This is a genomic window from Paenibacillus sp. FSL H8-0259 (genome assembly GCF_037963255.1).
Taxonomy (GTDB): Bacteria; Bacillota; Bacilli; order Paenibacillales; family Paenibacillaceae; genus Paenibacillus_AQ; species Paenibacillus_AQ phytohabitans.
Genome location: NZ_CP150147.1, coordinates 2,477,425 through 2,501,999, shown reverse-complemented (window position 1 = coordinate 2,501,999; position 24,575 = coordinate 2,477,425). Strand labels below are relative to the sequence as shown.

The window sequence follows — 24,575 nt, the reverse complement described above, 5'->3', positions numbered from 1 at the left end:
TGCCCCGTAACCGGTCAGCGAAATTCCTCACAGGTCCTCGTGATCCTGAACCCCGGCAGGGAGAAGCAGCTGGACAGTTGTCCCTCCTCCATAGAAGCTGGCAATCGTCACACCGTATGCGTCACCGTATCTGAGCTTGATCCGCTCATTGACGTTCTTCACCCCGTAACCGCCGGACTGTCCCTTGCCCTGCATCATTTTCTTAACGACCTCCGGACGCATGCCGATTCCATTGTCGATAATCTTCAGCTCAATACTATTACCGACCCTCCGGCCTGTCAGACGGATGGCAATGGACTCGCCAAACCAGGCATGCTTGAATATATTCTCCACAAAAGGCTGCAGCAGCAGCTTAATGACCTGCATCTGCATAATCTCCTCGTCCACATCAACATACAGAGTGAAGGCATCCGCATATTTGACCCGCTGGATTTCCAGATAAGTCGCCACCTGCTCCAGTTCCTTCTCCAGTTCAATGTACACATTGCCCTGGTTCAGCGTCAGCCGGTAGAAACGTGACAGGCCCTGGACCATCTCCGTGACCTTGCCGATTTCGCCCAGATTGGCCAGGCTGCTTATCGTCGAGAGCGTATTGTAGAGAAAATGCGGATTGATCTGCGCCTGCAACGCCTCCAGCTCCGCCTGCTTCTTCTGAATCCCCTGCACATATACACTATTGATCAGCCCCTGAATATTGGCGGCCATATCATTGAAGGAGTCCGCAATCTGCACAAATTCATCATTGCCGGAGAATCGGATCCGCTTCTGGAAGTTACCCTCCTGGAAGGAACGGACCAAACCTACGATCCGGCTCATCTTGCGCCCGGAAATACGCGCCACCACGTAGCCGATCAGGGTCATGACCAGGAAGCTGAGCGAGCAGGCTGCAATAATGACTTTGCGCAGACGGCCGGCATCCTGGGTCAGATACTTTTGCGGGACGAGCGCCTCAATAACGAAATTACTGCCCGGAATCTGCTCATGCAGACTGAGGAAGTTCTGCCGGCCATCGTCATAATTGGCGGTTCCGCGCTGGAACAGAATCGAACCTGTAGTCTGTTCAACCAGCCGCAGGGTAATCCCCTCTTCCACAGGGAAGGTATCGAAGCCGCCGAACAGATCCTCCAGGGAGACTGTAATGCGCACATAGCCGATCACCGTTTTGTAATCACTGAAGTTGACCAGCCTGCGGACGTGGGAGAGATTACCCAGCTTCTGGTCGGTATCAATCTGCAGCCATAGATTATCGCGCTTCGAATCCTTAAGCGACAGGTACCATTCGCTGTCGGTGATATCCTCAAAGGGCAGAATATAATAATCGCTGTCATAGATCGGCTCATCCAGATTATCGCCCGATACAATATTAAGATCACTGTTCGGGGTATAGAGCATGAAGCGGATCTTGTTCCCGAACAGCTGCAGCGGTGCAGTGATCTGGGGAACAATCTCATCGATCATAGTCAGATAGATCTCAAACGGTGTCCCCTTCTGCTCAAGCGCACGCTGAAACGGCTGGCTGCCGAACAGGTTGTCCGACATCCGCTGAATTTCATCCATCTGATAGCGGATATTGTTCCTTGCCTGCTCCATTCCCGTCTTGATGTTGGACTCAGCCATTTCTGTTCTCGAATCAGTCAGCATGGAATAAGAAATGTAGCCGATGAACACATCGGTCAGCAGGACCAGCAGCAGGTAGGGTATCATCATTTTATAAGTGAAGGGCATGTATTTCTTCAGTTTAGGCATCATTCGCGGGACATCCTCTGCATGGAATTCGTTATTTATATATTATCGTTCCACCCGCCGGAAATAAATAGCCGCTCCACAAGTTCACTTCGCGCCTTATGATTATTCCGCAGTCACCTGCAGCACCACTTCCGCAGAGGCCAGTCCCATGGACACTGCCCGTACCTGGATGGAGCCCGCTTCCGGTGACGCCTGAATCAAGGCCAGGCACCAGCCGTTAAAAGCACGCCGCAGTCGAGACTTGTCCGGCTCATGGCTGCTTGGATTGCCGTTGCCGACGCCGAGCAGCCCTCCGGCTCCCGACACTTCAAACCGGATCTCGTTGTCGGCCGCAGGAACTACATAACCCTGCTTGTCCAGGACAGCCACGCGGACCGGGATCGTATCACAGCCATCCGCCCGGCCCTCCAGCCGGTCAGGGAACAACGCGATCTGGTACGGCTGGCCTGCTGTGACTACAGCCTTCTCGGCAATGGCCAGGCCGCCGCGTTTACCGGTAGCTTTTAACTCACCCGGCTCATAGATGACCTCCCACGATAAATACCCGGTTCTGTCTGCCTGCTGTTCGCCCAGACTTCTGCCGTTCAGACTCAGCTCCACCGTCTCGGTGTTGGAGAATACGCGCACCTCAACCGGCTTCCCCTCCGAGCCCGGCCAATTCCAGTGCGGCAGCACATGAACCATCGGCTCTTCCTTCCACACCGCCTGCATATAGTAATAGCTGTCTTTGGGGAACCCGCAGGTGTCCATCAGCCCGAAATGCGAGTTAATGCACGGCCACAGATAAGGGGTCGGCTCCCCCCGGTAATCGAATCCGGTCCACATGAAGACGCCGGTCAGAAAACGGTGATTCACCAGATCGCTCCACGCCTGCTGCGGAGTGCAGCCCCAGGAAGGAATGTTCGTGCCGTATTCGGAACAGTAGCCCTTGACCGGATCATCTTCGTAGATTCCCCGGGTTGCCGTGTAACTGGCACATTCACTGCCGATCATCAGCCGCTCCGGATATAGCCCGTGGTCACGGATGTCGATATTATGGGTGTCCCGGTGTCCATAATTGTAGCCGGTAATCTCTACCACATCGTTATATCCATTCTCGTTCCAGCCATGGTTCATCGCCGCAGAGGTCGGGCGGGTCGGATCGATCCGGCGGGTCCGATCCGCGAGTGTCTTCAGTATCCGCGCACCTGTCACGGTACCTTCCAGAACCTCCTCATTCTCCAGGTTCCAGATGATTACACAGGGGTGATTCCGGTCCCGGTAGAGCATCCGCTCCAGCTGGCTCAGGCCATCCGGGCTGCTGTCGAGCTTGCGGTTCTCATCCATCACCAGTATCCCCATCCGGTCACACATATCCAGCAGCTCGGGAGTCGGCGGATGATGGGCACTGCGGTAGGCGTTGGAGCCCATCTCCTGCAGCAGTCTAAGCTTGTATTCGATCAGGCTGTCCGGCAGCGCTACGCCGACCCCGGCGAAGTCCTGATGGTTGCATGTCCCTTTGATGAGCAGCGGCTCTCCGTTCAGGAAGAAGCCTTCCTCCGCATCGAAGCGGAGGCTGCGGACGCCGAACACCGTATCATACCGGTCTAGCTCTTTCCCTTCATATATAACAGTCGATTCCGCCTTATATAAATACGGCGATTCCGTATCCCAGAGCATGGGCTGCTTCACCTCAAAGCTCTGCTCAATCTCCGTCTCAGCATGCCAGTCCGCAAAGGCATCCGCCGAATGCGCGCAGATCTGCATTCCATCAGCATCATAAATCACCGTGCGCAGCGATACCGGCAGGCACTCAGTATAATCATTGCGGAGGCGTGTGCGGATGTTGACTACGGCCTGCTCTTTGGCCACTTCCGGTGTCGTTATATAGGTTCCATACTCGGCTACATGCAGGCGGTCCGTATTCTCCAGCCAGACATGACGGTAAATGCCGCAGCCCTCATACCACCAGCCTTCACATTCGCTAGCATCTACTTTGACCAGAATGACATTACTGCCTTCCCCGCCATAGCGGAGAACATCCGACAGATCGTAACTGAACCCTATATATCCGCCATGATGCGAGCCGATCAGATGCCCGTTAACCCATACCGTGCTGGTGCCCGATACTCCGTCAAAGCGTACCGTCCATTTACTGCCTGCAGCGTCTGCAGGAAGCTCGAAGGTTTTGCGGTAGAAGCCTGTACCGCCCGGCAGATAACCATGGCTGCCGTCCCTTGCGCCAAGCATCTCATCCGGAACATACTGCTGCTCCACACACCAGTCATGCGGCAGGCTGAGTGCGGTCCATTCCAGCTGCTGCTCACCCATTCCTTTATCATTAAAAGCAATATCCAGCCACTCCCCCTCCCGGAGAGCACCCGTATCTGTAATACCGCCTGTCATTCCACCCTTGACTGCATAAGGAATCTGGAGCTCCCCTTTATAAAAGCCCCAGTTCTCATCAAACTTGACTTTGGTTCTAACGGTTCCCGTTCTCACTTCTGCAAAAACCTCCTTGATGAACTAATATTCATATTGTAGAGTAGATTAGCTTTACGCCGTTAGTACAATGCTAATAATGAATAGCACAAAATGAATATGACTTGGCTCCAATGCAAATAGCCCGAAGAAGAGTCTGCTTCTCCGGGCTTTTGAAGTATATCCTCAGCTCTCCCTGTTGCTTCAGAGCTTCTCGCTGACCGCTCCGCCCGCTGTGATCTTCGCATTGAAGGAGAGCTCATTCAGCAGCTTGTAGGTCTCTTTGTTATAGGCTTCACCCATGAAATTGGGCTGTCCGCCAATGATTTTGACCGGAGTAATACTGCTCGTCACCCCGGAATTGCTGACCGTGAAGTTGACCAGCATCGAATGCAGCGTCTTGTCCCCGCCCCGTGTAGAGCGGTTGAACACGAAATTGCCCAGCGAATAGTAGATCGGCTTATGCTTGTAATATTCGATCCCCATCAGACAATGGCTGTGCGCTCCGAGGATAATATCTGCCCCGCTGTCGATCATCTGTTTCGCCAGAGTCCGGGCATACTGTTCAGGGTAGTCCTTGAACTCCTGATTCCAGTGAATATAGACAATGGTATAATCGTTGTCCTTGGCTGATTGCTTAATCGCACTCAGCAGAGGCTCCGCTGTATAGGCGGAAGCTGCACCCGGACTGTTCTTGCCTGCATACCAGGAAGGGTCAGACAATACCCGGCTTACGCCCAGCATGGCGATCCGCTTGCCTTTGACCGTCTTAATGTAAGGTTTAAAAGCCTCTTGTATATTCGCGCCTGCCCCGGTGTGTCCGATCTTATTTCTGTCCAGATGGATCAGCGTGTCGAGCATGGCGGTTTGTCCATAATCCAGAATATGATTATTCGCCAGCGATACTCCGTCAATTCCGGCGTAGCTCAGTCCGGCCAATGCTGCCGGCTTGGAGCGGAAGGCAAACATTTTCTCGGCGGCGTCTCCCCGCACCGAGACCGGTGTCTCCAGATTGGCAAAAGCCAGATCGGCCTTCTGCAGCACTGGCGCCACTTTGACGAACGGGAAATTGACCCCGTATTTGGCAATCTGCTCGCCGACAAAACCGTCCAGCAGAATATCTCCGGCAAAAGCAAGCTGAATCTTGTCCTGCGGAGCAGCCCCTTCGGCACTGAGACCCGCAGCCGGTACTAATAGGAGCAGAATCATAATTATAATGGCGTATCTGCGCAAGTTGTCTGGCTCCTTTTCCACAAATTCAAATGGGTTATGAGATATAGAATACTACATACGCTTGATCAGCGCTTGCGGTCCGGTAGAACTCTTTCATAGCCGTGAAATACGTATACATATAGTCAAAAAACTCTTCCGGTTCATCATCATCCACCAGCGGATAAACCCCTTCGTCCAGCATCTGCCGGAATTGATACCGTTCCCGCATATACGACTCTTCTATTCCCTCCAGGGCGGCAGCGGTTTCTTTCACCTGTTCCGGCTCCATCACAAATACCTCGGCATCGGAATAGTGGCCGGCATAATGCTGGCCATTCATTGGCACAACTGCTCCAAGGGCTGAATCTTCCTCTGTACCCCCGCCGCTTAGTGTATAGTGCAGCGCCTGCCAGGCCTTATCGATATCCAGCTTAGTTTCGATTCCGTGCAGACTGATCTCTTCATCCCGGATGGCCTGAAGCAGCTCCGCAGTTACAGTGATGTAGTTACCAATCATCCCCATGAAGTTGTCTCCTTCTCTCTTCCGTCTTGTGCCTATTCTACTATACCGGAAGGAAACAACCAAATGATGGGGATTATACCTCTACCGTTCTACGCTGGGACTAACCCTGCGCCTTCTTGAGCACCGCCCGGAAGCAGTTCAGGCCGCCCCACTGATCGGTATGCACCGCATCTGCAGGAAGATTGAAATCTGTCTCGCCCCAATACTGAAATCCGGCCTGGAGCAGAATCTCATTCATCCGCGGCAGGTTCACGGTCGGATAATCAAAGGTCAGCACGAGCAGACCTTCTCCATTAAGAGTCCTGTGAAATTCCCGCACCGCAAGCACAGAATCCTGCACGGACAGATGCTCCAGTACCGAGATGCAAAAAATCGTATCGAAGCTCTCATCCTCATACGGCAGTGCGGTAAGATCCGCCTGGGTCAGATGCAGCCGGTTCGTTCTTCTGGCCTGCACCTGCTGGGCTGCCAATTCTCCGATATCATCGGCAATATCCTGCATAATCGCTTCCCGTGACAGAATCCGGGCATCAATATCACAGGCGAAGACCTCTGCGCTATAGCCGGCAAGGTAGAATTTAAGCGGGTGGGATATTCCGCAGGCGGCATCCAGCACCACATCATGCGGTGAAATAAAGTTGGTGCACCATTCGTATTCATAGGGACGGCTCCACCAGGATTCCGGCAAATCATAAATCAGCTTCTCACGGCGTGCATCGGTATTCACAAAAAAACGGGAGACATATGGATGTGTCGGCATGACCAGGACTCCTTTTATGAGGGGATTTCGGTAGTGAGAGTATATTCACGAATCCGCATTTCATGCTATACCCGGAATAACGGACCCGCCGCTTCTGCACAAAAAAACAGGCACCCTCCCTTTAAGGACGGCACCTGTTTCTACTATTAAATCATAGCTGATACTATTCTTCTCATTAAACGTAATACGTGATCAGCTTCGCATCCACGCCGTGCCTCGCAATCAGTCCGTCCAGCATCTTGGACCAATCCTGATCCACCGTGCAACATTCAGGATGAGCTTCGAACCAGGCGACCGAGCGCTTCACCCCTCCGGCGAAGGGGACGGTTGCTTCGAAATCAGGAACAAGGCGTTTGATCTTGCTGTTGTCGAACACGCTGCTCACTGCCTGATCCCCAATCAGCCCATCCGCCGTCCCCGGCGGTGTGTTCGCGGCGATGAAGTCGGTAGAGATATGCACAACCTTCGGTTCTCTGCCTGCGGCCTCGCCGATAGCAGCATAGATCTGATTCCAGTTCAGCACTTCGTCAGAGGTAATATGAATCGCTTCCCCGATCGCCTCCGGGTGACCCAGCAGCCCGACGAACCCTTTGGCAAAATCGGAATTATGCGTCAGCGTCCATAGGGAGGTGCCGTCGCCGTGAATAACAAGCGGCTGGCCTTTGCGGATGCGTTCCACCAGCGACCATGGATTACTCCAGCTGGTCAGTGCCGCCGGAATGGCCGTGTCTCCATACGTATGGGATGGACGGACAATCGTAACCGGGAAGCCGCTGTTCTGATACGCCTCCAGCAGCAGCTGTTCAGAGGCAATCTTATCCCTGGAGTACTGCCAGTACGGATTCACCAGCGGCGTTTCCTCAGTAATGAGATAATTACGTTGCGGCTTCTGATAAGCGGAAGCGGAGCTGATATAGATGTACTGCTTTGTTTTTCCGGTAAATAAGGCAATATCCGTCTGTACATGCTCCGGTGTGAAGGCAATCCAGTCCACCACCACATCGAATTCGTAATCCTTCAGCGCCTCGGCCGACTTCTCCTTATCGCGGATATCACCCTGAATCACCTGCGCGCCTTGCGGCACGAAGCTGCTCCGCTCCCCTCGGTTGAACAGATAAAGTTCTATTCCCCGTTCCACTGCCAGCCGGGATACGGCCTGGCTGATGAGTCCTGTACCTCCGATAAATAGAACCTTCATCCTGCATCCTTCCTCTCTTAGCCGGTAATTTAGCCGATAATTTCTTCAATCCGTGTTAATACATCCCCGGTGAGCTCGATACCCGAAGCCTTCACGTTCTCTTCCACCTGCTCCGGACGGCTGGCGCCAACCAGGGCACTGGCTACATTAGGCTGACGCAGAATCCAGGCCAGCGCCAGATTACCTACAGAAATATCCAGCTCAGCGGCAATCGTGCCCAGCTCCTGAACCTTGGCGATTTTTTCCTCCGTGATTCCTTTACGCATCCAGTCGAGCTTAGCGGCCCGGCTATCCTCCGGAATATCGGAGACCGAGCTGTATTTGCCGGTCAGCAGCCCCTGGGCCAGCGGCGAGAATACGACTTGTCCGATCCCTTTGCGCAGGCCCAGCGGAATAATCTCTTTCTCGATATAACGTTCGAACATATTGTAGATCGGCTGGTTGACCACGATATGATCCAGCAGATACCGGTCGGCAACCGCAAGGGCCTCGGCCATCTGCGCCGCAGTCCATTCACTTACGCCTACATAGAGCACCTTGCCCTGCCGGACCAGATCATCCAGCGCCCGCAGCGTCTCTTCAATGGGCGTTTCCGGATCATACCGGTGGCAATACAGCAGATCCACATATTCAGCACCCAGCCGTTTCAGGCTGGCATGACATTGCTCGGTAATATGCTTACGGGACAGGCCGCGGTCATTGGGACCGTCACCCATTACGCCGTATACTTTGGTCGCCAGCACATAGGATTCGCGCGGATAGCTGCTCAAGGTAGCACCCAGCACTTTTTCCGCTGCCCCTTTCTCATACACATTAGCCGTATCAAAAAAATTAACACCCAGGGAGTAAGCGGTTTCAATGGCTCTAACGGCATTGTCCTGTTCTACATATCCTCCGTAGGTCAACCAGCTTCCCAGGCTGATCTCACTGACTTTAAGTCCGGTTCCACCTAATCTGCGGTATTTCATGAATCCTTGCTCCTCTCTGAATCCGGCCCTGTTAACCGGTTGCTCCATACACATGTTCATTCTAGAACAGATTGTATATAATAGAAAGAAGTGAAAAATAGTTTATTATATGTCATCCAGTATAGTTGCTATACTCTGGTATAGTGCCTTGGAACAGGAGGAAATCCCTTGAAAGCAGCCAATTCTGCCAGTAATTACATCCCTAAGAATCCCGTCTCTATTGAATGCAACATAGAAAAAACATTGGAGGTACTAGCCGGAAAATGGGCTTTCCTGGTGCTGAGAGAGCTGCAGGGCGGCACGAAACGCTTCGGCGAGCTGCAGCGCAATATCGAAGGCATCAGCCCGCGCGCGCTGACCAGCACCCTGAGACATCTTGAAGATCATGGTGTACTGGAACGCTGCGTCTACCCGACCGTTCCGGTTACTGTGGAATATACTCTGACCCCCAAAGGTGCGGATCTGCATCAGATCCTTCATGAAATGAAGCTGTGGTCCGCCAAATGGACCTGAGCCCAGCCCATAGCTATTGTTTAGAGAGCATTTCACTGTACAGCTGCCTTACCGATTCTTTCGGCTCAAGCCCCAGCTCATAGTTTAGCAGTTCCTTCATCGCATGATAATGCCGGATCAGGCTGATCCGGTCTTTTTGGCGGAAATAAATTCCCATCAGCAGCTCATGCGCCTCTTCATCAAGCGGTGATTTATCCAGCAGCAGATGAACCCGGTGCATAGCCTCCTCCAACCGTCCCTCCGCGATAAAGTATCTGCACAGCCTCTTCGACAGCATCACGTAGAATCCGAGCATCTCCGCTCTCTTCGAGCTGCTCCATAAATAATCATCATCCGCGAACAGCTCACCTTGATACAGCTCCAAGATATATTCATATTTGGGTACCCTAAGCGGGGTCAAGGGAGGATTCGACCTGGCAAAATCCTCAAATTCCCATAAATCCCCGGCAGCACCGGCAATCTCCATCCGGTAGCTCCCGCCCTTGAAATGAATTTCCACATGGATTCCCGCTTTTTTGAGTGCAGTCTTCATTTTGTAGATTGTGGTATGCAGATTGGAGTTAGCCTGCACGTCACTGCACTCCGGCCATAGCGCCTGAATAATCTGGCCTTTGGGAACGTAAGCCGGCCCTTTCAGAAACAGGAAGGACATCAGTTCCTTGGACTTATAGGTTCTCCATTTGACCGTATCCTCCCGGCCGCCCGCATTCAGCACATCGAACCCCCCGAAGCTGACAATCCTTGCCTGCTTAAGCGGCATCATCTGTTCTCCGTACAGCCGCCGTTTCTTCTGATAGCGTGTTACTGCCCGGTCAAGCTGCACAGGTGTCGGCGGCTTAAGCAAATAATCCAGGGCTTCAATCCGAAAGGCTTCCACGGCATACGAATCATGTGCAGTCACAAAAACAACCTCCAGATCCCTGAAGCTCTCCAGCAGTATTCCTGCGAGATCCACACCGTTCATCACCGGCATCTCCATATCCAGGAACACAATATCCGGCTGCAGCACCCGTATTTGCTCCAGTGCCTCCTTAGGCCTTTGAAATGCCCCGACTACATCTACCCGTCCATCCTTTTGCAGCAGGTAATGGAGCACATCCAGTGCCGGTTTTTCATCATCGATAATTACCGCTCTTATCATCCTAATCCTCCAGTGTGCTTCACGAATACGGATAGCCCAATGAAATGAGCTGTGATGTCTGGCAGACAGCTAAGAAATCCAAGAAAAAGGGTGCCCTCAGCAAACGGCACTTAGAGGACACCCGGTTAATGAACAGCCAATCTATATGATGTATTTCATTGCAAATTTGAATAATTTGTGATTTATAAACATTTTATCATGCGCAAATAAGGCTGTAAATCATTGATTTCATATCCTGTCTGAACAGAAAAAAACCGGCATTCCACTAAGAGAATGCCGGCAACAATGAACTGGAAAAAGTGGATTCAAAAACGAACAGCATCAGCAAGCGAAAATACTTAATACTTAAAACTTAATACTTAATACTTAATAGCCTGCACCAGTGCAGCGACTTCTTCAGCAGTACCCAGCTGCAGTGCCTTGGCAGCCAGCTCCTTCATCTCCGCCGCGGACAGCTTGGCAATCTGGCTGCGTGCCGGCAGGATGGAGGTTGCACTCATACTGAATTCATCGAGGCCCAGACCCAGCAGCAGCGGAATAGCTGTGGCATCTCCGGCCATTTCGCCGCACATTCCCGTCCATTTGCCCTCTGCATGAGCAGCATCAATTACATTCTTGATCAGACGCAGGATGGCCGGATTGTACGGCTGGTACAGGTAGGAGACCCGTTCATTCATCCGGTCAGCAGCCATAGTATATTGAATCAGATCGTTCGTCCCAATACTGAAGAAATCCACTTCCTTCGCGAACTGGTCTGCGAGTACCGCAGTAGAAGGAATCTCAACCATGATACCCAGCTGAATCTGATCCGATACTGCCTTGCCTTCTTCACGCAGCTTAGCCTTCTCTTCCAGCAGCAGATCACGGGCTGCACGGAATTCACCCAGAGTGGCAATCATCGGGAACATGATGCGCAGATCGCCATGCACACTGGCTCTCAGCAAAGCACGCAGCTGGGTACGGAAGATATCCTGGCGGTCCAGACAGAGCCGGATCGCGCGGAACCCGAGGAAGGGATTCATTTCCTTCGGAAGCTCCAGGTATGGCAGCTCCTTGTCGCCGCCGATATCCAGTGTACGGACAACAACCGGCTTGCCTTGCATATTCTCAAGCACGGTGCGGTAGGCATTATACTGAATTTCCTCGGAAGGCAGCTTGTCGCGGCCCATGTATAGGAACTCTGTGCGGTATAAGCCTACACCTTCGCCACCATTGTCAATGACGCCTGCAACATCATTCGGCGTACCGATATTGGCTGCCAGCTCTACATGCTTGCCGTCTGCGGATACCGTAGGCTCTTCGCGGAGCTTTTTCCATTCTGCGATCTGCAGGTCGTACTCCTTCTGCTTGGCTATGTACAAGGCTACTTCAGCTTCGCCGGGATTCACCAGCACATCTCCGCTTAACCCGTCTACAATGATAAGGTCTCCGGCTTTCACCTCAGACATTACATGCTTTGTTCCAACGACTGCCGGTATTTCCAAGGAACGGGCCATAATTGCCGAGTGCGAGGTACGTCCGCCGATATTGGTAGTGAAGCCTTTTACATATTTACGGTTAAGCTGTGCTGTATCTGAAGGCGTCAGATCCTCAGCAATTACAATAACCTCTTCGCTGATTTCCGCCGGGCTGACATAGGAAATTCCCAGCAGATGGTTCAGCACACGCTTGGTTACATCACGCATGTCGGCAGCACGTTCCTGCAGATAGGTGCTTTTCATATTCTCGAACATTTCGATGAACTGGTTAGCGACCTCCTGCAGCGCATAATCCGCGTTAACAGCTTCCTCACGGATTTTGTCCATCACCGGGCTGATCAGCTCCGGATCTTCCAGAATCAGCAGATGGGATTCGAAAATCTCTGCTTTCTTCTCTCCCAGCTCTGCCAGTGTACGCGACTTAATCCGCGCCAATTCACCCTTGGATATCTCCAGGGCGCTCTCCAGCCGGACAATCTCAAGCTCCACATCGCTTATGGCGGTCTTCGTGATCGTGTAGTCCGGATGCTTCAGGATAAACGCTTTAGCAACAGCAATACCTGCAGAAGCCGCGATGCCTGAAATCTTAATCATTGAGCTCGCCCAAGCCCTCTTTAATCATTACATCCTGAAGTGCGCCAAGGGCTTCTGCTTCCTGGCCGCCTTCAGTGATCAGGGTCAGGGTATCGCCGCTTTCCAGTCCGAGTGACAATACACCGAGAATGGATTTCAAAGTAACTTTCTTACCCTTTGCTTCAGCAAAGGCTTCAGTGTCCTTAAACTTGGTAGCTGTATTGACCAGCGCCGTGGCCGGACGCGCGTGAATTCCGTCTTCGTCGATAATTCTGAATGTTGTTTGCATGCTTCTCTCCAACTCTCTTTATAGTTTTTGGTTTCAGCTATTACTGCAGAATAAACAAGAAAAGGCAAAACCACACCTTTGATAAGGTAGCGGTTTTGCCTGATTTAACAGTAACAACCCGAAAAATATACACTACTTTTTATAACATAACTCTAGCAATATAGCAAATCACTGTGCCTCTCCGCTGTTACAAATAGAATCCAGATGAACGTTCAGCACCCGGATCATCCGCTGTGAATTCAGCCGTTCAGGCTCCAGCATGGCGTGCAGGGCCAGTCCGTCGACCACGGCATACAGCCGCTCAGCTTCACTGTCCTTATCCAGCTCCTGCCGGAGCAGCTCATGCTGGTCCAGATAATCAATCAGCTGGATGACCAGGGGATAGATAGCGTCATGACGCTCATCGTTATGTTCCCCGGCGGACTTGAGATGGAAGATAAACGCGAACCATACCTCCATTTCCGCCATGCTGCCGTCATCCGTAGGAAGCAGCTCCAGCAGCACCCTGGCAACCTGTTCCCTGGGTGGAAGGTCTGTCTGCATGATGTCCACGATCCGTGCAGTGACCCGTTCCTTCACCAGATTCATGGCAAACACCAGCAATTCATGCTGGGTGGAGAAATAATGGCGCAGCGCTCCCAGAGACACACCCGCCTCAGCAGCAATATTACGCACAGTTGCCCCTTTGATTCCCTGATGAATAATGACACGCCAGGTCGCTTCTGCAATATTAGATTTTCGCTCTGAATGATCTACTATTTTTGGCATGCCCATATTGTAGCATAAGCAGAATACGAAACACAATTTAAACAATACGGTTGTATTGTTTAAATTTCGCTGCTATACTTCCGTTATTACCACAAATAATCCTGACAAGAGGTGCTTTATGAATCTGGTAGCATGGGCAATTGTTACGTGCGAAGTATTATTCTGGGTGGTCATTCTTGCCGGTTTCACGGCACGTTATATTTTCAAGCGCAACACGCTGGGCCTGATTTTTCTGGCGCTGACTCCGGTGCTGGATATTATTCTGTTAATCATCTCCGGTGTTGATCTGGCCGGGGGAGCTTCCGCTACGACAGCGCATGCGCTTGCGGCTGTGTATATCTCAGTATCCATCGTGTTCGGCAAAAGCATGATCGCCTGGGCCGACGAACGCTTCCGCTACTATGTCACCAGGCAAGGGGCACAGCCGGTCAAACGGTACGGTATGGAGCATGCCCGCCATTATTTCAAAGGCTGGGTGAAGCATCTGCTCTCTTTTGCGCTCGCCGCAGGCATTCTATATGGACTCATCGTCTGGATTGACGATCCCGCCCGCACGGAAGCGCTGTTAAGCATTCTGACGGTATGGTCCGTTGTAGTCGGCATTGACTTGATCATCACCGTTACCTATTTCATCTGGCCCAGACAGATAAAGGGCAGCGCACGCTGAAACATTTTCCAGACCTTCGTTACAGCTTATTCACGGCTTATTCACCCGCTCTTATATTTTTGACCGTCCGGTTCTCCAGTGTGAAATTCCGGTAGATTCGCTCTCCGCCTTCGCCTGTAGGGGCTTGTGCCAATAATCCTACTTTGATCGTTTCTCCCACCGGTAGGTTAAAGAAGCGCATCATATCAAACCTTACACCATCTGTCGAATAATGAAAAGCGAAGGCATTACCGGATCTGGCAGCCTGCAGCCATACCTCATTGCCATTGATATTACAGCCATTCGCATCATCCGAGGTCTGGTTCGTCACTACACTGACTACAGCGTGGGTATCGAAATCTGTCAGCTCAAAGCAGGCTTTGGCCCAGACCGTCAGGTCCTGCATCACCATAATGGAAGAGGAATCGTAGGTATCCCGGAAGTCATGACTAACCTTCACCCGCAGCACGAAATCGCCGGACACTTCTGTATAGAAGAAGGGTGCATTCGTCAGACTCTCAGGGGTAAGCCCTTCTTCGGCAATAGCACCGTTGTTGCAGAAAAAGTCGCTGTTAGCAGTGGCTTCTAATATAATAGCATCATCCTCAAACCTGATGTTCCCCTCATTCATCCACTTGTAAGTATTGAAATCCGCTAATGTCATTCATTATTCCTCCCATTTTTGGATAATTCTTATTTATTGCAAACGCATTCTCTTACTATAGCAAAAATGGTAATTCATCTCAAAACTATATTTCGGCAGTATGAAAATAATTGTGTTGACTTAAACCATGGTTTAAGTCGTATCCTATTCCTGTCGACAAGTAAACAACCCCATGGAGGTCTCCAGATGAAATATGTTTCCATTAGCGAAGCTGCAGCCCAGTTAGGGATTCCGGAATCAACGATCCGTTATTATGAGAAAAAGGGTTTATTGCCACAGATGGAGCGTGATGAAGCCGGGAGGCGGATATTCTCGGAGAATCGTATTGCTTTCCTTAAGATCATTATTTATCTGAAAAATACGCATATGCCCATCAGCAGTATCAGGCAATATGTGGACTGGATATTAGAAGGGGAGAGCACGACTGAACTCCGGCTTAAAATGTTTCAGGAGCACAAGCAGGCTGTGCTGGCGGAAATTGCACTCATGACAGAATCCTTGCAGGGCATCGACAAGAAAATTGCCCGTTATACAAATTATTTATCAAAATAATGAGAAGAGGTTCTAAAATGAAACTTACAGGAAACACAATCCTTATTACTGGCGGAGGCTCGGGAATCGGTCTCGCTTTTGCCGAACGCTTCATCAGCGGCGGAAATACAGTCATCATTACTGGACGGCGTGAACAGGTCCTACAGGATGCCAAGGACAAGTTCCCCGGCCTGATTACCCGTGTAAGTGATTTGAATATAGAATCCGAGCGTACCGCCTTGTTCGACTGGGTAACTGCGAACTATCCCGAAGTGAATGTGTTAGTGAACAATGCCGGGACCCAGCAGCGCTTCAATGTACTCAAAGCAGATGCGAGAAACAACTGGGCTTATTTCAATCAAGAAATCACAACTAACCTTGAAGCCCCTCTTCATCTGGCTATGCTATTCGCTCCATTATTCGCAGCACGGGAAGCGGCGGCTATCCTCAACGTCACCTCCGGCCTGGCCTTCACACCGTTTGCCATTGGCCCGATCTATTCAGCGACGAAGGCGGCGCTCCATTCCTTCACGATGAGCCTGAGACTCCAGCTCTCTGATACCTCTGTAGAAGTGATCGAGATTGCACCTCCGGCAGTAAATACGGATCTCGGCGGAAGCGGGCTGCATGTGCACGGCGAACCGTTAGATGCGTTCACGGATGGAATCTTCCAGGGATTAGCGGAGGGACTGCAGGAAATCGGCTATGGCACTTCAGTGGACCGGCTGCGCATGTCGCGGGATAAGATCGATGAATACGCGGTCAATATGTATCAGGCAATGAAGAGTTATATTGAATAACATAATCATCGCGCTCATTACGCTTGGTATACAAACAACCCCGCCGCAAATGGACGGGGTTTATCTTTTTTTATTGAAACCTGCCGGGTACGGAGGCCGTAGTTAAGGGTAACTAACGATTAAAGCCGCACCGCAATGGCTACTACAACCTTAGAGGAGGAAACAAGATGTTTAAGAAAATTCTTGGTAAAGTCCTGCACTCCGTAGAGCAGTCCAAACATAGCGGATACCGCAGGCATTCGAGCAGCAACAAAGGGAGGCCAGTATCCAGAAGGCATTCAAGCAGCAGCCACGGATACAAGCGGCATTCCTCTTCAGATGCCCGCCGCGGAGGAACCGGACATAAATACTATAAGAACCGTTACGGCAGTTCAAGCTGATGTCAGCTTGATTACTTCCTACAGATTCATAAGGCGCCTCCCAGCATTTGGCTGAGGGCGCCTTTTTTTGAACAGATATCAACGCAGCAGACTCTTATACAATTCTCCGGCCTCACGGATAAACACAGCCGTGTCCGGATAGGTCTCCTGCTCTCCAAGCAGGCGGGACAGAATCTGCAGCATTCCAGACGACAGCTCCAGCTCTTCCCGCCAGCTCCGCTCCGCCCCTCCCCGTACAGGCTTATAACCGGAATACAGCATGAACAGCATCAGTTGTCCTACATCGTACAAATCCGAGGTGATCTCTGGTGGCCTATGTTCCGGCAGCCCTTTCTCCCTCGGCTTCAGCCGCCCAGGCACGGTATCCGCCTCTCCAATCTTTGCTGCCAATCCGAAATCAATTAAGTACAGGTCTTCATTCTGGAGAATCACATTGGGAATCCGCAGATCCAGGTGAACGTATCCGCGAGAATGGACATGGGCAACCCGCTCCATCAGCTTCAGTGTCGTGGCCAGACACTCCCGCTCACCGTAGACAATCCGCTCATCAAAGATCAGATCCTCCAGCGTCTTCCCCGCAATGTAATCGGTAACCAGCCAATTCGAGCCTTTATATTCAAAATAATCACGGCAAGCCGGAATGTTAGGATGCTCCATTACCCGTAGAATTGTACTCTCTCTGGCAAGCATCGCCCGGCCAACCGCTTTCTTACTGGGTCTGGACTGTTTGAGTGCCAGAGGCGTCCCGTCTTCAGGACTCCGGGTAAGGTACGTCAGCCCGTAGCTGCCTTCTCCCAGCAATGCCTCTATTGTATAATTCCCGCCAATTACAGCCCCTTCCGGGAAGGGATAATCCCGCCAGGCCCGGATGAACCCGCGCCACCGTTCAAATGCCATAACCATTACGCCCCCTCTCCGCTTCCTGCACCAGATAGATTATCAGTAGCAGTATTATCTCACAGATGACGGTATCTGGCACCGGAGTCGAGGCAAGGCAGCACTTAAGCAGGGAGTTAGCTACAGGAAAAAGAGGCTGTCCAACCAGCCCATTTCATGGCTTTGGGAACAGCCCCTTAGTTATGTATCAACAATGTTGTACGTTTTGCAGCTTTGACTCCAAGATACCTGAGGGTTCGCGAGGATTCATGTATGAAATACAACAATGATCCCGCATAGCCGCGTAGACAAGCAGAAATCCTGCCTTTTGTACAACAATTTCCGGTTAGGCTCGAATTCATGAGCTAAATGTTGTATTTAGGGCAGGATTAAGCTCCTCAGAACACCTTCTTCTTATCCCGTTCCTCAATCAGAATCTGCACAGACTCCTTAAATCTTAGCGCATGCACGATTTCCCGCTCCCGCAGGAACTTGAGGCTGTCCTGCAGATCCACGTCATCCGTCATATCGATCAGCCACTGGTATGTAGCCCGGGCCTTTTCTTCGGCGGCAATGTCCTCGTAGAGGTCAGCCAGCGGATCACCTTTGGCCTGGATATACGCAGCTGTCCAGGGGACCCCTGCTGAATTCTGGTAGAACAGCGCGTGGTCACGCTGTGCATAGTTCGGGCCAAGCCCGGCAGCTTCGAGTTCACTGATCGATGCATCTTTTGTCAATTTATATATCATTGTAGCAATCATTTCCAGGTGCGCGAATTCCTCGGTCGAAATATCGGTCAACACACCGATAACCTTATCCGGTATTGCATAGCGCTGATTCATGTAACGTAGGGCCGCCGCCAGTTCCCCGTCCGCACCGCCGTATTGCTCCATCAGGTAACGCGCCATCCGCACATCGCATTTGCCTACACGCACCGGGTATTGTAGCTTCTTCTCGTAGATCCACATTCGTGTGCTTCCCCCTCCTCAGACTTTTATGTTCTCCGTCCTACGGTTCAGACTTGCCACGGCCAAGGGCTCTGGCTCCATTCCCATGGACACTTTGAGTAGGCGCGCCCGAAATTCTGCAGGGGTCCGTAAAGCTCCTGAAACTGGTTCGCCAGCTTGGTGCGTTCGAAGGTCAACTGATTGAACTGCTCTATGGCCTTCAGATCCTCCGTGTGGGTGTCCAGGTACAGGTTCAGCTCAACAAGTGCGAAATCGAGCACCTGCAGTTGTTCCAGCATTTCATAATAACGGGGTTCGCAAGGATTAGCTTCCATCGCCTACTTCCCTCCTTTGGACTTGGACTCATACGGGCTGAACAGCGCGGGCCACAGCGTTCCGTACTTCAGCGCTTCCGGCAGGGAGAACTGCGGCAGATTCGGGGGCTGAAAATTAATGAATTGGTTCGGCGGTACTACATACGTCTTGAACGGCACCGGCGGACAAGGATCAAACGGTCCCCTGTACGGCGTCCATACACGCTCCTGGGAGTTCAATGATCATTCCTCCTTATAGATTAATGGTATACCTTTATTATTCCAGATCTCACCTTCCTAACTAATTTATGACGGCTCCAGAGAGGAATAGAACCCCTTCGCAAAAAAGGGAACATCAAGCAGCCCTGTTATGGCTTCTTTATGTTCCCGTTAAAATATAGCCGCTATTTCGACGATTCTCTCGCTTATCTTTATTTTCCTCTGCGTCTGTTTTAGTCATGGACAGAGCTCGGTAAAAGAATACGGATAATATGTAGTTATGTGAATCCCTCAACTCAAAGCCCCGTCTGACGGCATAACAAAATTGTCTTGTTCATTTTCGATAAATCTGACCTTACGCTTTCTGCAGCCGCCGACAAGAACTTTTCACTGTCCAGAATTTCCTAAAAGACAAAAAATTTAGGTCCAAATCCTTTTCCCGCACTTTGGGCAGACCGGAGCCCGTGATCGGAAAGGCTGTCTAACACAACAACATTCTCTGGGTATATTTTCCCGAGCAAGGCCCACAGCACAAGCGGATTTCCTCCGGCGGAGATCACATGGATGCCTTCCTTATCCGTGACCAGCCCCGGCAAGCCGAGAATATCTGCTGGACGGTGTCCGGTAATATCCGCATATTCTGCGGGGCTTGCTGGCAGCCCGGGTTCAACCTGACCGTTCGGCCGGTACATAAAGCGATGCCCTCTGAAGATTTGACCCAGGTCCACCCGATAGGTAACCCCATCCAGCTCCAAATCATAGTTAAGGAGTACACGATCTTGAACCGTAACCGGGACGATACGTGCTTCGGTAACATGCTGCAATTGCTGTGGATCAGGCTGAGCCAGATTCCATGCTTCCCCCTCAAGGACCTGGCTTCGCGGTGCCGCAAAATACTCCTCTTCCCCGTAGCGGAAAGCAACAGGCACAGCTGCACCTGCAGCATCCGCCAAAACCGTCCATACGGGATACCACTGAAGAAGATAGCCCGGGGCAGTTCCCGGATGTCCGTTCAGACTCGCCGGAAGAATCGTCCCCAGCCGGTATTGGAACCCGTATCCCACAGCGGATAATTCTGGGCTTAACCAGCCTTGTGCGTATTCAACCAACGCTTTGTGCGTGATTTTCTTGCTCATAATTGCCGTGAGGAACTTGGCACGCGGTTGTTCAATAAATCTTACTCCTCTGTCGCTGCCTGCCCCCTGCCTGATCTCAATCGGAACCTCTTCCCAATTCTCGAAAGGAAGCAGCGCATCTCTTAGGAGAATGAACTGGTGCAAATATTCATTGAACATCTGCATAACAACAGGTCCTCCAGCCGGACCCATCAATAAATCCGCTACTCTGTGCGTCCAAAGATGGTTCTCGCAATGGCTTCGGAAATACACATTTCCCAGCGTTTGAGGGTCATGCTGTCTGGCAGCTGACTTCTCCACATTATATTCGCGGGCCCAAAGGGACAGCTTTTCCCCAATCTGTCTGGCTTGGCGGGTCACTTCAACTCCGGCTTTTCCTGTAAGTTCCAGCTGACCCAGCGGCAAATCCGCTTCTCTGCCCTCAATCGCCAGATTAGCCTGCAGATTATCCAGCAGCAGCCTGTGATCCGCCGCTTCACCAAGTCTAAGCAGCACAGCTTCCAATAAAATATCCAGTTCTCTTACAATATCCTTGGCTACATATACTCCCTCGGCAAGACGCCAATCTACGCTCCCATCCTCCTGCACTGTAAGAATAGAAGGTTTGGCACGGAGTAACGGAGCAATCTCAACAGAAGTTCCCCACGTAATTTTCTTATTGTCTGCTGTTAAGGTATAGCTTGACATATTTGAACACCTCCAAAGTGATATAAGATGAAGCGGACGGTTACTCGGATATCCCTCCTTTAATACATTTAAATATATCGATCTATTGAGCAAAAAAAATTACATTTCAAACTCTGCTGAAATATAATTTTTAAGTGTTGCTTGGTTTAGCTTATAGATATGATAGGTTCCTTCTTTTCTTACCAGTTCAAGCAGGCCGCACTCCTGCAGTTGCTTCAAATGATGGGAAAGAGTTGAACCCGGAAAGTTCAAATGCTCCCCGATCCCGGAACAGCTGAGTTCCTCATGCTTGCTGAGCAGAGCAACTATTTTCAATCGCGTAGGCTCCCCGAGGGCTTTATATATTTTTACCGCATTTTTTAGCGTGTTGTCGTCAAGCTTCATAGCAGGCCCCCCTTTCCATATATTAATACATTTATATATATCGATATATTAACGATGCATGTAACAAATGTCAAGGTCTCTATATTTATCCCCTTCCAGAAACGCCTATAAAACCAATTATTCTGCTGATGGTCCTGTTAATTACATAAGTTATTTATGCGGGATCGATCGAAGGGATTGTCCGCTGCAGCGAATTCCTAGGACCGATTATTATGATCATGGTCCTGCTTGTCCTGCTCGCCAACGCTAACATTATTCACTTAAAACAGATCCTTCCTGTCTATGTGGATAGCGGTGCGTAAGGTGAAGGGCACTCTCTAGAAAATGTAGCCAGCCCTGATGTACTAATTTTTTGAAATTGAAGTTCTTTACCGGTCACGCCAAAAAGCAGCCCGTCCTTAGACTGGCTGCCAAATGTATTCGTTAACGTATGCAATATAATCCAGCTGCTCTATTCGTTCCAAATAAGCACTTGGACCGGCGTAGGATTATAGGCGTTGCATGGATTGTTCAATTGAGGGCAATTGCTGATCAGCACCATGGAATGGCAGCTGGATTGGAGCTCCACATAACATCCTGGTCCCGATACGCCATCCTCAAACGTTAACCCGCCCTCAGGCGTTACAGGTACATTCATGAAAAAGTTAATGTTCGGAGACAGGTCTCTTTTTGCATAACGGTGGCCTTCCGGATGTTTGGCAAGCTCCAGCATTTCGTAATAGCGGGGTTCGCAAGTGTACCCTGTTACATTTTAACTGCTTCATTTCAGCAATTGCCCTGCTTACTCTTTATCTTCTTCCGTATCTTCTGCATCCTCTGCGGACTCCGGCGGATTCGCCCGGTGAATATTAATCCGGGTAATCCGCAGCCGGGTGGACTCCTCTACCTCAAAGGTGACGTCGCCGACCACCACCTGTTTGCCTTTGGACGGATTCCCCTCCAGCTCCTTGAACAGCCAGCCGCCAATCGAATCCACTTCTTCATCCTCGATGATGACGCCAGTAAGATCATTCACGTCTTCGATCAGCATGCGGCCTTCAACGGAAATATATTCTCCGCTATACTCCACACTCGGGCGTTCATCCTCGAATTCGTCATGCAGATCGCCGACGATCTCTTCCAGAATCTCTTCGGCGGTCAGCAGCCCCGCCGTCCCGCCATATTCGTCTACGACCAGGGTCAGCTGGGCTTTGTTCTTCTGCATCAGACGGAGCGCATGGCTGATCTCCATCGATTCCGGAACATTCAGAATCGGCCGGACCAGTGAAGCCAGGTCATTCTGCTGCTCTAGCGGTGCGAAGAGAAGATCTGTAATATGGATGAAGCCGATAATCCGGTCCTTATCCTCGAAGGCTACCGGATACCGGGAATGCTTCGTTTCCGTAATGATCCGCATATTCTCCTCCAGCGGGAGATTGCTGTACAGTACATCCATATCCGTACGCGGGAGCATCACTTCACGGGCCAGCAGATCGGAGAATTCGAAGATGTTGTCCATCAGCTTCATCTCATCCTTGTCGATAACCCCGCTTTTCGCACTCTGATTCATCAGGATACGGATCTCCTCTTCAGAGTGGGCAGCTTCGGCTTCACTGGCCGGTTCAACACCAACCAGCCTCAGCAGCGCATTAGCTGACGCATTCAGCACCCAGATGAAGGGCAGGAACACATTATAGAAGAACATCAGCGGAGCGGACAGCAGCAGCGCTGAGCCTTCAGTTTTTTGAATCGCCAGGGACTTCGGTGCAAGCTCACCCAGCACAATATGTAAGAAGGTAATAATCGAGAACCCGATAATCACAGATACCGTAGAGATCAGGGTCTGATCCGATACGCCAAGCTGATACATCAGCGGTTCCACCAGCAGCTCAGAGATCGCCGGTTCTCCGACCCAGCCGAGTCCCAACGAGGCGAGCGTAATCCCGAACTGGGTGGCAGACAGATACGAATCCAGTCTTTTATTGACCTTCAGCGCATACCCGGCCATTTTGTTGCCTTCGCTGACCAGCTGGGTCAGACGTGACTGTCTGACCTTTACCAGCGAGAACTCCGCCGCAACGAAGATCCCATTCAATAATACGAGCACCAGAACGAGCAAAAGATTAAGCACTAAGCTTCCTATGTCAAATTCCGTATGCACTATAATAACGCCCCATTTCTACAGAGTGATCGCTTTTCTTGTCTTGAAATCAACCTCAGGATAATACATATCGGCTACCAGAAGGTTGGGCCCGCAGCAGCCGGCGGCATCGCAGTAGCAATTCACTTTCTGATTCAGCGGATGCTTAGTCTGCCACTCGGTGAAAATGTCATCCAGCCTGGTGCTGCTGATATTGCCAAATGCGGAAATATCGGCGAAATCTGTTACGAATACATCGCCCGTAAATAAATTTACGTTCACCCGGTTTCTTCCGTCCGGGTCATTGCGCAGAGTAACATTCTTCTCACTGCGCAGTCTGCGCAGCAGCTGCTGGTCTTCCTCGAGGAAGCTGCAGGCGAAGAACGGCAGCGTGCCGAACAGCATCCACATCTCAGGGTCCCGGGCATCCAGCAGGGAATGAATGGCTGCATTCATCTCTTGGAGTGACAATACGGGCAGCTTCGAAGCGAAGCTGGAGGCATACATCGGATGCACCTCATGGCGTCTTGCCCCCATCTCCCCGATCAGCTTGTGGATCTGCGGGAGCTTGGTATGCGTACGGTAATTAATCATCGACTCCGCCGAGATAAGCATACCGTCATTGCTAAGCCGGCGGGAATTCTCCAGCATGGTGTCATACAGACGGTAGGCGGCTTCCTTCGAGACCGGATGCCCGCTGTTCGCGAAGCCCACCTCATGGAAGTCATCCCCGTTAACATAGTTGAAAGAGATATGCATGACATCCAGGTATGGAAGCAGCTGCTCATAACGGGAATACGGCATGGTAAGATTCGAGTTGATCTGAGAACGGATCCCCCGCTCACGTGCATATTTCAGCAGCGGCACGATGGTATTCTCCACCGTTCCGGCACGGAACATCGGCTCCCCGCCGGTGATGCTGATGGTCTGCAGATGCTCAACCTCTTCCAGACGGCGCAGCATATTGGTGAGCGGCAGCAGCTCCCCTTCTTTCATAGTCAGGCTGTCTCCAACTGCGCAGTGCTCACAGCGCATGTTGCACAGATTGGTCACCGTCATCTCTACGCTGGTCAGCACATGCCGCCCGTGCTGGCGAAGAGAGGTAATCGGATCCCAGGGATCGTACTCCGGCGACAGCTCTTGTACAGGTATTGATGATGATGATGGCTCTAATATACTCATTTCTTAATGCTCCTTTAATGCTTATTCCTTATTATTAACCCAAAACAATTGAAAAAGAACG

The 24,575-nt window shown here is 51.1% G+C and carries 25 protein-coding genes and 1 pseudogene; 5 read left to right on the top strand and 21 right to left on the bottom strand.

The window, feature by feature from the left end:
* Positions 1-27: 27 nt before the first annotated feature.
* The 7 genes from NSU01_RS10570 to NSU01_RS10540 all read right to left on the bottom strand — a co-directional run bounded on the left by NSU01_RS10570 (position 28) and on the right by NSU01_RS10540 (position 8,867).
* Positions 28-1,749, bottom strand: coding sequence for a sensor histidine kinase (locus NSU01_RS10570; RefSeq protein WP_042135338.1), 1,722 nt, complete (start codon positions 1,747-1,749; stop codon positions 28-30).
* Positions 1,750-1,848: 99 nt separating this feature from the next.
* The gene (gene galA, locus NSU01_RS10565) at positions 1,849-4,227 is read right to left on the bottom strand and encodes a beta-galactosidase GalA (protein ID WP_076242719.1); all 2,379 of its coding nucleotides are present in this window, start codon (positions 4,225-4,227) and stop codon (positions 1,849-1,851) included.
* Between the two features lie 183 nt (positions 4,228-4,410).
* Entirely contained in the window at positions 4,411-5,439 is a 1,029-nt protein-coding gene (locus NSU01_RS10560) for a CapA family protein (protein WP_339303050.1), read from the bottom strand.
* A 34-nt stretch (positions 5,440-5,473) separates the two neighbouring features.
* Positions 5,474-5,941 (bottom strand): YfbM family protein, encoded by a 468-nt coding sequence (locus NSU01_RS10555; RefSeq protein WP_076242718.1) that lies wholly within the window; start codon positions 5,939-5,941, stop codon positions 5,474-5,476.
* A 100-nt stretch (positions 5,942-6,041) separates the two neighbouring features.
* Positions 6,042-6,701, bottom strand: coding sequence for a class I SAM-dependent methyltransferase (locus tag NSU01_RS10550; protein WP_039307858.1), 660 nt, complete (start codon positions 6,699-6,701; stop codon positions 6,042-6,044).
* Positions 6,702-6,876: 175 nt separating this feature from the next.
* Positions 6,877-7,899, bottom strand: coding sequence for an SDR family oxidoreductase (locus NSU01_RS10545; protein WP_042135331.1), 1,023 nt, complete (start codon positions 7,897-7,899; stop codon positions 6,877-6,879).
* Positions 7,900-7,928: 29 nt separating this feature from the next.
* Positions 7,929-8,867, bottom strand: coding sequence for an aldo/keto reductase family protein (locus tag NSU01_RS10540; RefSeq protein ID WP_042140941.1), 939 nt, complete (start codon positions 8,865-8,867; stop codon positions 7,929-7,931).
* Positions 8,868-9,035: 168 nt separating this feature from the next.
* Between NSU01_RS10540 and NSU01_RS10535 the strand changes: the two genes are divergently transcribed.
* Entirely contained in the window at positions 9,036-9,380 is a 345-nt protein-coding gene (locus NSU01_RS10535; RefSeq protein ID WP_042135329.1) for a helix-turn-helix domain-containing protein, read from the top strand.
* A gap of 13 nt (positions 9,381-9,393) precedes the next feature.
* Here the strand turns inward: NSU01_RS10535 and NSU01_RS10530 are convergent, their stop codons facing one another.
* The 4 genes from NSU01_RS10530 to NSU01_RS10515 all read right to left on the bottom strand — a co-directional run bounded on the left by NSU01_RS10530 (position 9,394) and on the right by NSU01_RS10515 (position 13,629).
* Positions 9,394-10,521 (bottom strand): response regulator, encoded by a 1,128-nt coding sequence (locus NSU01_RS10530; RefSeq protein WP_076242717.1) that lies wholly within the window; start codon positions 10,519-10,521, stop codon positions 9,394-9,396.
* 359 nt (positions 10,522-10,880) lie between these two features.
* Positions 10,881-12,593, bottom strand: coding sequence for a phosphoenolpyruvate--protein phosphotransferase (gene ptsP / locus NSU01_RS10525; protein ID WP_076242716.1), 1,713 nt, complete (start codon positions 12,591-12,593; stop codon positions 10,881-10,883).
* Positions 12,586-12,861, bottom strand: a complete 276-nt coding sequence (locus tag NSU01_RS10520) for an HPr family phosphocarrier protein (RefSeq protein ID WP_039307843.1) — start codon at positions 12,859-12,861, stop codon at positions 12,586-12,588. Before NSU01_RS10520 ends, ptsP begins: the two co-directional genes overlap by 8 nt.
* A gap of 168 nt (positions 12,862-13,029) precedes the next feature.
* Positions 13,030-13,629 carry a TetR family transcriptional regulator C-terminal domain-containing protein gene (locus NSU01_RS10515; protein WP_076242854.1) on the bottom strand — a complete coding sequence of 200 codons (600 nt, stop codon included), beginning with the start codon at positions 13,627-13,629 and terminating at the stop codon, positions 13,030-13,032.
* A 118-nt stretch (positions 13,630-13,747) separates the two neighbouring features.
* On the opposite strand from NSU01_RS10515, the gene NSU01_RS10510 reads away from it, so the two are divergent.
* Positions 13,748-14,296 carry a hypothetical protein gene (locus NSU01_RS10510; protein WP_042135321.1) on the top strand — a complete coding sequence of 183 codons (549 nt, stop codon included), beginning with the start codon at positions 13,748-13,750 and terminating at the stop codon, positions 14,294-14,296.
* A gap of 37 nt (positions 14,297-14,333) precedes the next feature.
* Here NSU01_RS10510 and NSU01_RS10505 read toward each other — a convergent pair whose 3' ends face one another.
* Positions 14,334-14,939 carry a DUF1349 domain-containing protein gene (locus NSU01_RS10505; protein ID WP_042135319.1) on the bottom strand — a complete coding sequence of 202 codons (606 nt, stop codon included), beginning with the start codon at positions 14,937-14,939 and terminating at the stop codon, positions 14,334-14,336.
* Between the two features lie 186 nt (positions 14,940-15,125).
* Between NSU01_RS10505 and NSU01_RS10500 the strand changes: the two genes are divergently transcribed.
* From NSU01_RS10500 to NSU01_RS10490, 3 genes are all read left to right on the top strand, one after another.
* Complete coding sequence (locus NSU01_RS10500) at positions 15,126-15,491, top strand: MerR family transcriptional regulator (RefSeq protein ID WP_076242715.1); 366 nt, start codon at positions 15,126-15,128, stop codon at positions 15,489-15,491.
* Between the two features lie 17 nt (positions 15,492-15,508).
* A complete protein-coding gene (locus tag NSU01_RS10495; RefSeq protein ID WP_076242714.1) occupies positions 15,509-16,270 on the top strand; it encodes an SDR family NAD(P)-dependent oxidoreductase in 762 nt (253 codons plus the stop codon).
* A gap of 167 nt (positions 16,271-16,437) precedes the next feature.
* A complete protein-coding gene (locus NSU01_RS10490) occupies positions 16,438-16,650 on the top strand; it encodes a hypothetical protein (RefSeq protein ID WP_076242713.1) in 213 nt (70 codons plus the stop codon).
* A 78-nt stretch (positions 16,651-16,728) separates the two neighbouring features.
* On the opposite strand, the gene NSU01_RS10485 is transcribed toward NSU01_RS10490, so the two are convergent.
* From NSU01_RS10485 to yfkAB, 9 genes and pseudogenes are all read right to left on the bottom strand, one after another.
* Positions 16,729-17,547 carry a protein kinase gene (locus NSU01_RS10485; RefSeq protein ID WP_076242712.1) on the bottom strand — a complete coding sequence of 273 codons (819 nt, stop codon included), beginning with the start codon at positions 17,545-17,547 and terminating at the stop codon, positions 16,729-16,731.
* Positions 17,548-17,924: 377 nt separating this feature from the next.
* Complete coding sequence (locus tag NSU01_RS10480; RefSeq protein WP_039306375.1) at positions 17,925-18,494, bottom strand: manganese catalase family protein; 570 nt, start codon at positions 18,492-18,494, stop codon at positions 17,925-17,927.
* 47 nt (positions 18,495-18,541) lie between these two features.
* Positions 18,542-18,808: a spore coat protein CotJB gene (locus tag NSU01_RS10475; protein WP_076242711.1), complete on the bottom strand. Its 267-nt coding sequence runs from the start codon at positions 18,806-18,808 to the stop codon at positions 18,542-18,544.
* A 3-nt stretch (positions 18,809-18,811) separates the two neighbouring features.
* A complete protein-coding gene (locus NSU01_RS10470; RefSeq protein WP_042135306.1) occupies positions 18,812-19,027 on the bottom strand; it encodes a spore coat associated protein CotJA in 216 nt (71 codons plus the stop codon).
* 383 nt (positions 19,028-19,410) lie between these two features.
* Positions 19,411-20,829 carry a hypothetical protein gene (locus NSU01_RS10465; RefSeq protein WP_076242710.1) on the bottom strand — a complete coding sequence of 473 codons (1,419 nt, stop codon included), beginning with the start codon at positions 20,827-20,829 and terminating at the stop codon, positions 19,411-19,413.
* 99 nt (positions 20,830-20,928) lie between these two features.
* Positions 20,929-21,213 (bottom strand): metalloregulator ArsR/SmtB family transcription factor, encoded by a 285-nt coding sequence (locus NSU01_RS10460; RefSeq protein WP_042135303.1) that lies wholly within the window; start codon positions 21,211-21,213, stop codon positions 20,929-20,931.
* Positions 21,214-21,664: 451 nt separating this feature from the next.
* Positions 21,665-21,925: pseudogene (locus tag NSU01_RS10455) on the bottom strand (DUF1989 domain-containing protein); the annotation flags it as partial.
* 69 nt (positions 21,926-21,994) lie between these two features.
* Entirely contained in the window at positions 21,995-23,359 is a 1,365-nt protein-coding gene (locus NSU01_RS10450; protein ID WP_144025973.1) for a hemolysin family protein, read from the bottom strand.
* Between the two features lie 12 nt (positions 23,360-23,371).
* A complete protein-coding gene (gene yfkAB, locus NSU01_RS10445) occupies positions 23,372-24,514 on the bottom strand; it encodes a radical SAM/CxCxxxxC motif protein YfkAB (RefSeq protein ID WP_076242709.1) in 1,143 nt (380 codons plus the stop codon).
* Between the last annotated feature and the right edge of the window lie 61 nt (positions 24,515-24,575).

What these genes read in the sequence shown, in the direction of transcription:
- NSU01_RS10570 (WP_042135338.1), bottom strand. Translation starts at nt 1,749, where the DNA reads ATGATGCCTAAACTGAAGAAATACATGCCCTTCACTTATAAAATGATG.
- NSU01_RS10555 (WP_076242718.1), bottom strand. Translation starts at nt 5,941, where the DNA reads ATGGGGATGATTGGTAACTACATCACTGTAACTGCGGAGCTGCTTCAG.
- NSU01_RS10550 (WP_039307858.1), bottom strand. Translation starts at nt 6,701, where the DNA reads ATGCCGACACATCCATATGTCTCCCGTTTTTTTGTGAATACCGATGCA.
- NSU01_RS10545 (WP_042135331.1), bottom strand. Translation starts at nt 7,899, where the DNA reads ATGAAGGTTCTATTTATCGGAGGTACAGGACTCATCAGCCAGGCCGTA.
- NSU01_RS10540 (WP_042140941.1), bottom strand. Translation starts at nt 8,867, where the DNA reads ATGAAATACCGCAGATTAGGTGGAACCGGACTTAAAGTCAGTGAGATC.
- NSU01_RS10530 (WP_076242717.1), bottom strand. Translation starts at nt 10,521, where the DNA reads ATGATAAGAGCGGTAATTATCGATGATGAAAAACCGGCACTGGATGTG.
- ptsP (WP_076242716.1), bottom strand. Translation starts at nt 12,593, where the DNA reads ATGATTAAGATTTCAGGCATCGCGGCTTCTGCAGGTATTGCTGTTGCT.
- NSU01_RS10520 (WP_039307843.1), bottom strand. Translation starts at nt 12,861, where the DNA reads ATGCAAACAACATTCAGAATTATCGACGAAGACGGAATTCACGCGCGT.
- NSU01_RS10515 (WP_076242854.1), bottom strand. Translation starts at nt 13,629, where the DNA reads ATGCCAAAAATAGTAGATCATTCAGAGCGAAAATCTAATATTGCAGAA.
- NSU01_RS10510 (WP_042135321.1), top strand. Translation starts at nt 13,748, where the DNA reads ATGAATCTGGTAGCATGGGCAATTGTTACGTGCGAAGTATTATTCTGG.
- NSU01_RS10505 (WP_042135319.1), bottom strand. Translation starts at nt 14,939, where the DNA reads ATGACATTAGCGGATTTCAATACTTACAAGTGGATGAATGAGGGGAAC.
- NSU01_RS10500 (WP_076242715.1), top strand. Translation starts at nt 15,126, where the DNA reads ATGAAATATGTTTCCATTAGCGAAGCTGCAGCCCAGTTAGGGATTCCG.
- NSU01_RS10495 (WP_076242714.1), top strand. Translation starts at nt 15,509, where the DNA reads ATGAAACTTACAGGAAACACAATCCTTATTACTGGCGGAGGCTCGGGA.
- NSU01_RS10490 (WP_076242713.1), top strand. Translation starts at nt 16,438, where the DNA reads ATGTTTAAGAAAATTCTTGGTAAAGTCCTGCACTCCGTAGAGCAGTCC.
- NSU01_RS10485 (WP_076242712.1), bottom strand. Translation starts at nt 17,547, where the DNA reads ATGGCATTTGAACGGTGGCGCGGGTTCATCCGGGCCTGGCGGGATTAT.
- NSU01_RS10480 (WP_039306375.1), bottom strand. Translation starts at nt 18,494, where the DNA reads ATGTGGATCTACGAGAAGAAGCTACAATACCCGGTGCGTGTAGGCAAA.
- NSU01_RS10475 (WP_076242711.1), bottom strand. Translation starts at nt 18,808, where the DNA reads ATGGAAGCTAATCCTTGCGAACCCCGTTATTATGAAATGCTGGAACAA.
- NSU01_RS10465 (WP_076242710.1), bottom strand. Translation starts at nt 20,829, where the DNA reads ATGTCAAGCTATACCTTAACAGCAGACAATAAGAAAATTACGTGGGGA.
- NSU01_RS10460 (WP_042135303.1), bottom strand. Translation starts at nt 21,213, where the DNA reads ATGAAGCTTGACGACAACACGCTAAAAAATGCGGTAAAAATATATAAA.
- yfkAB (WP_076242709.1), bottom strand. Translation starts at nt 24,514, where the DNA reads ATGAGTATATTAGAGCCATCATCATCATCAATACCTGTACAAGAGCTG.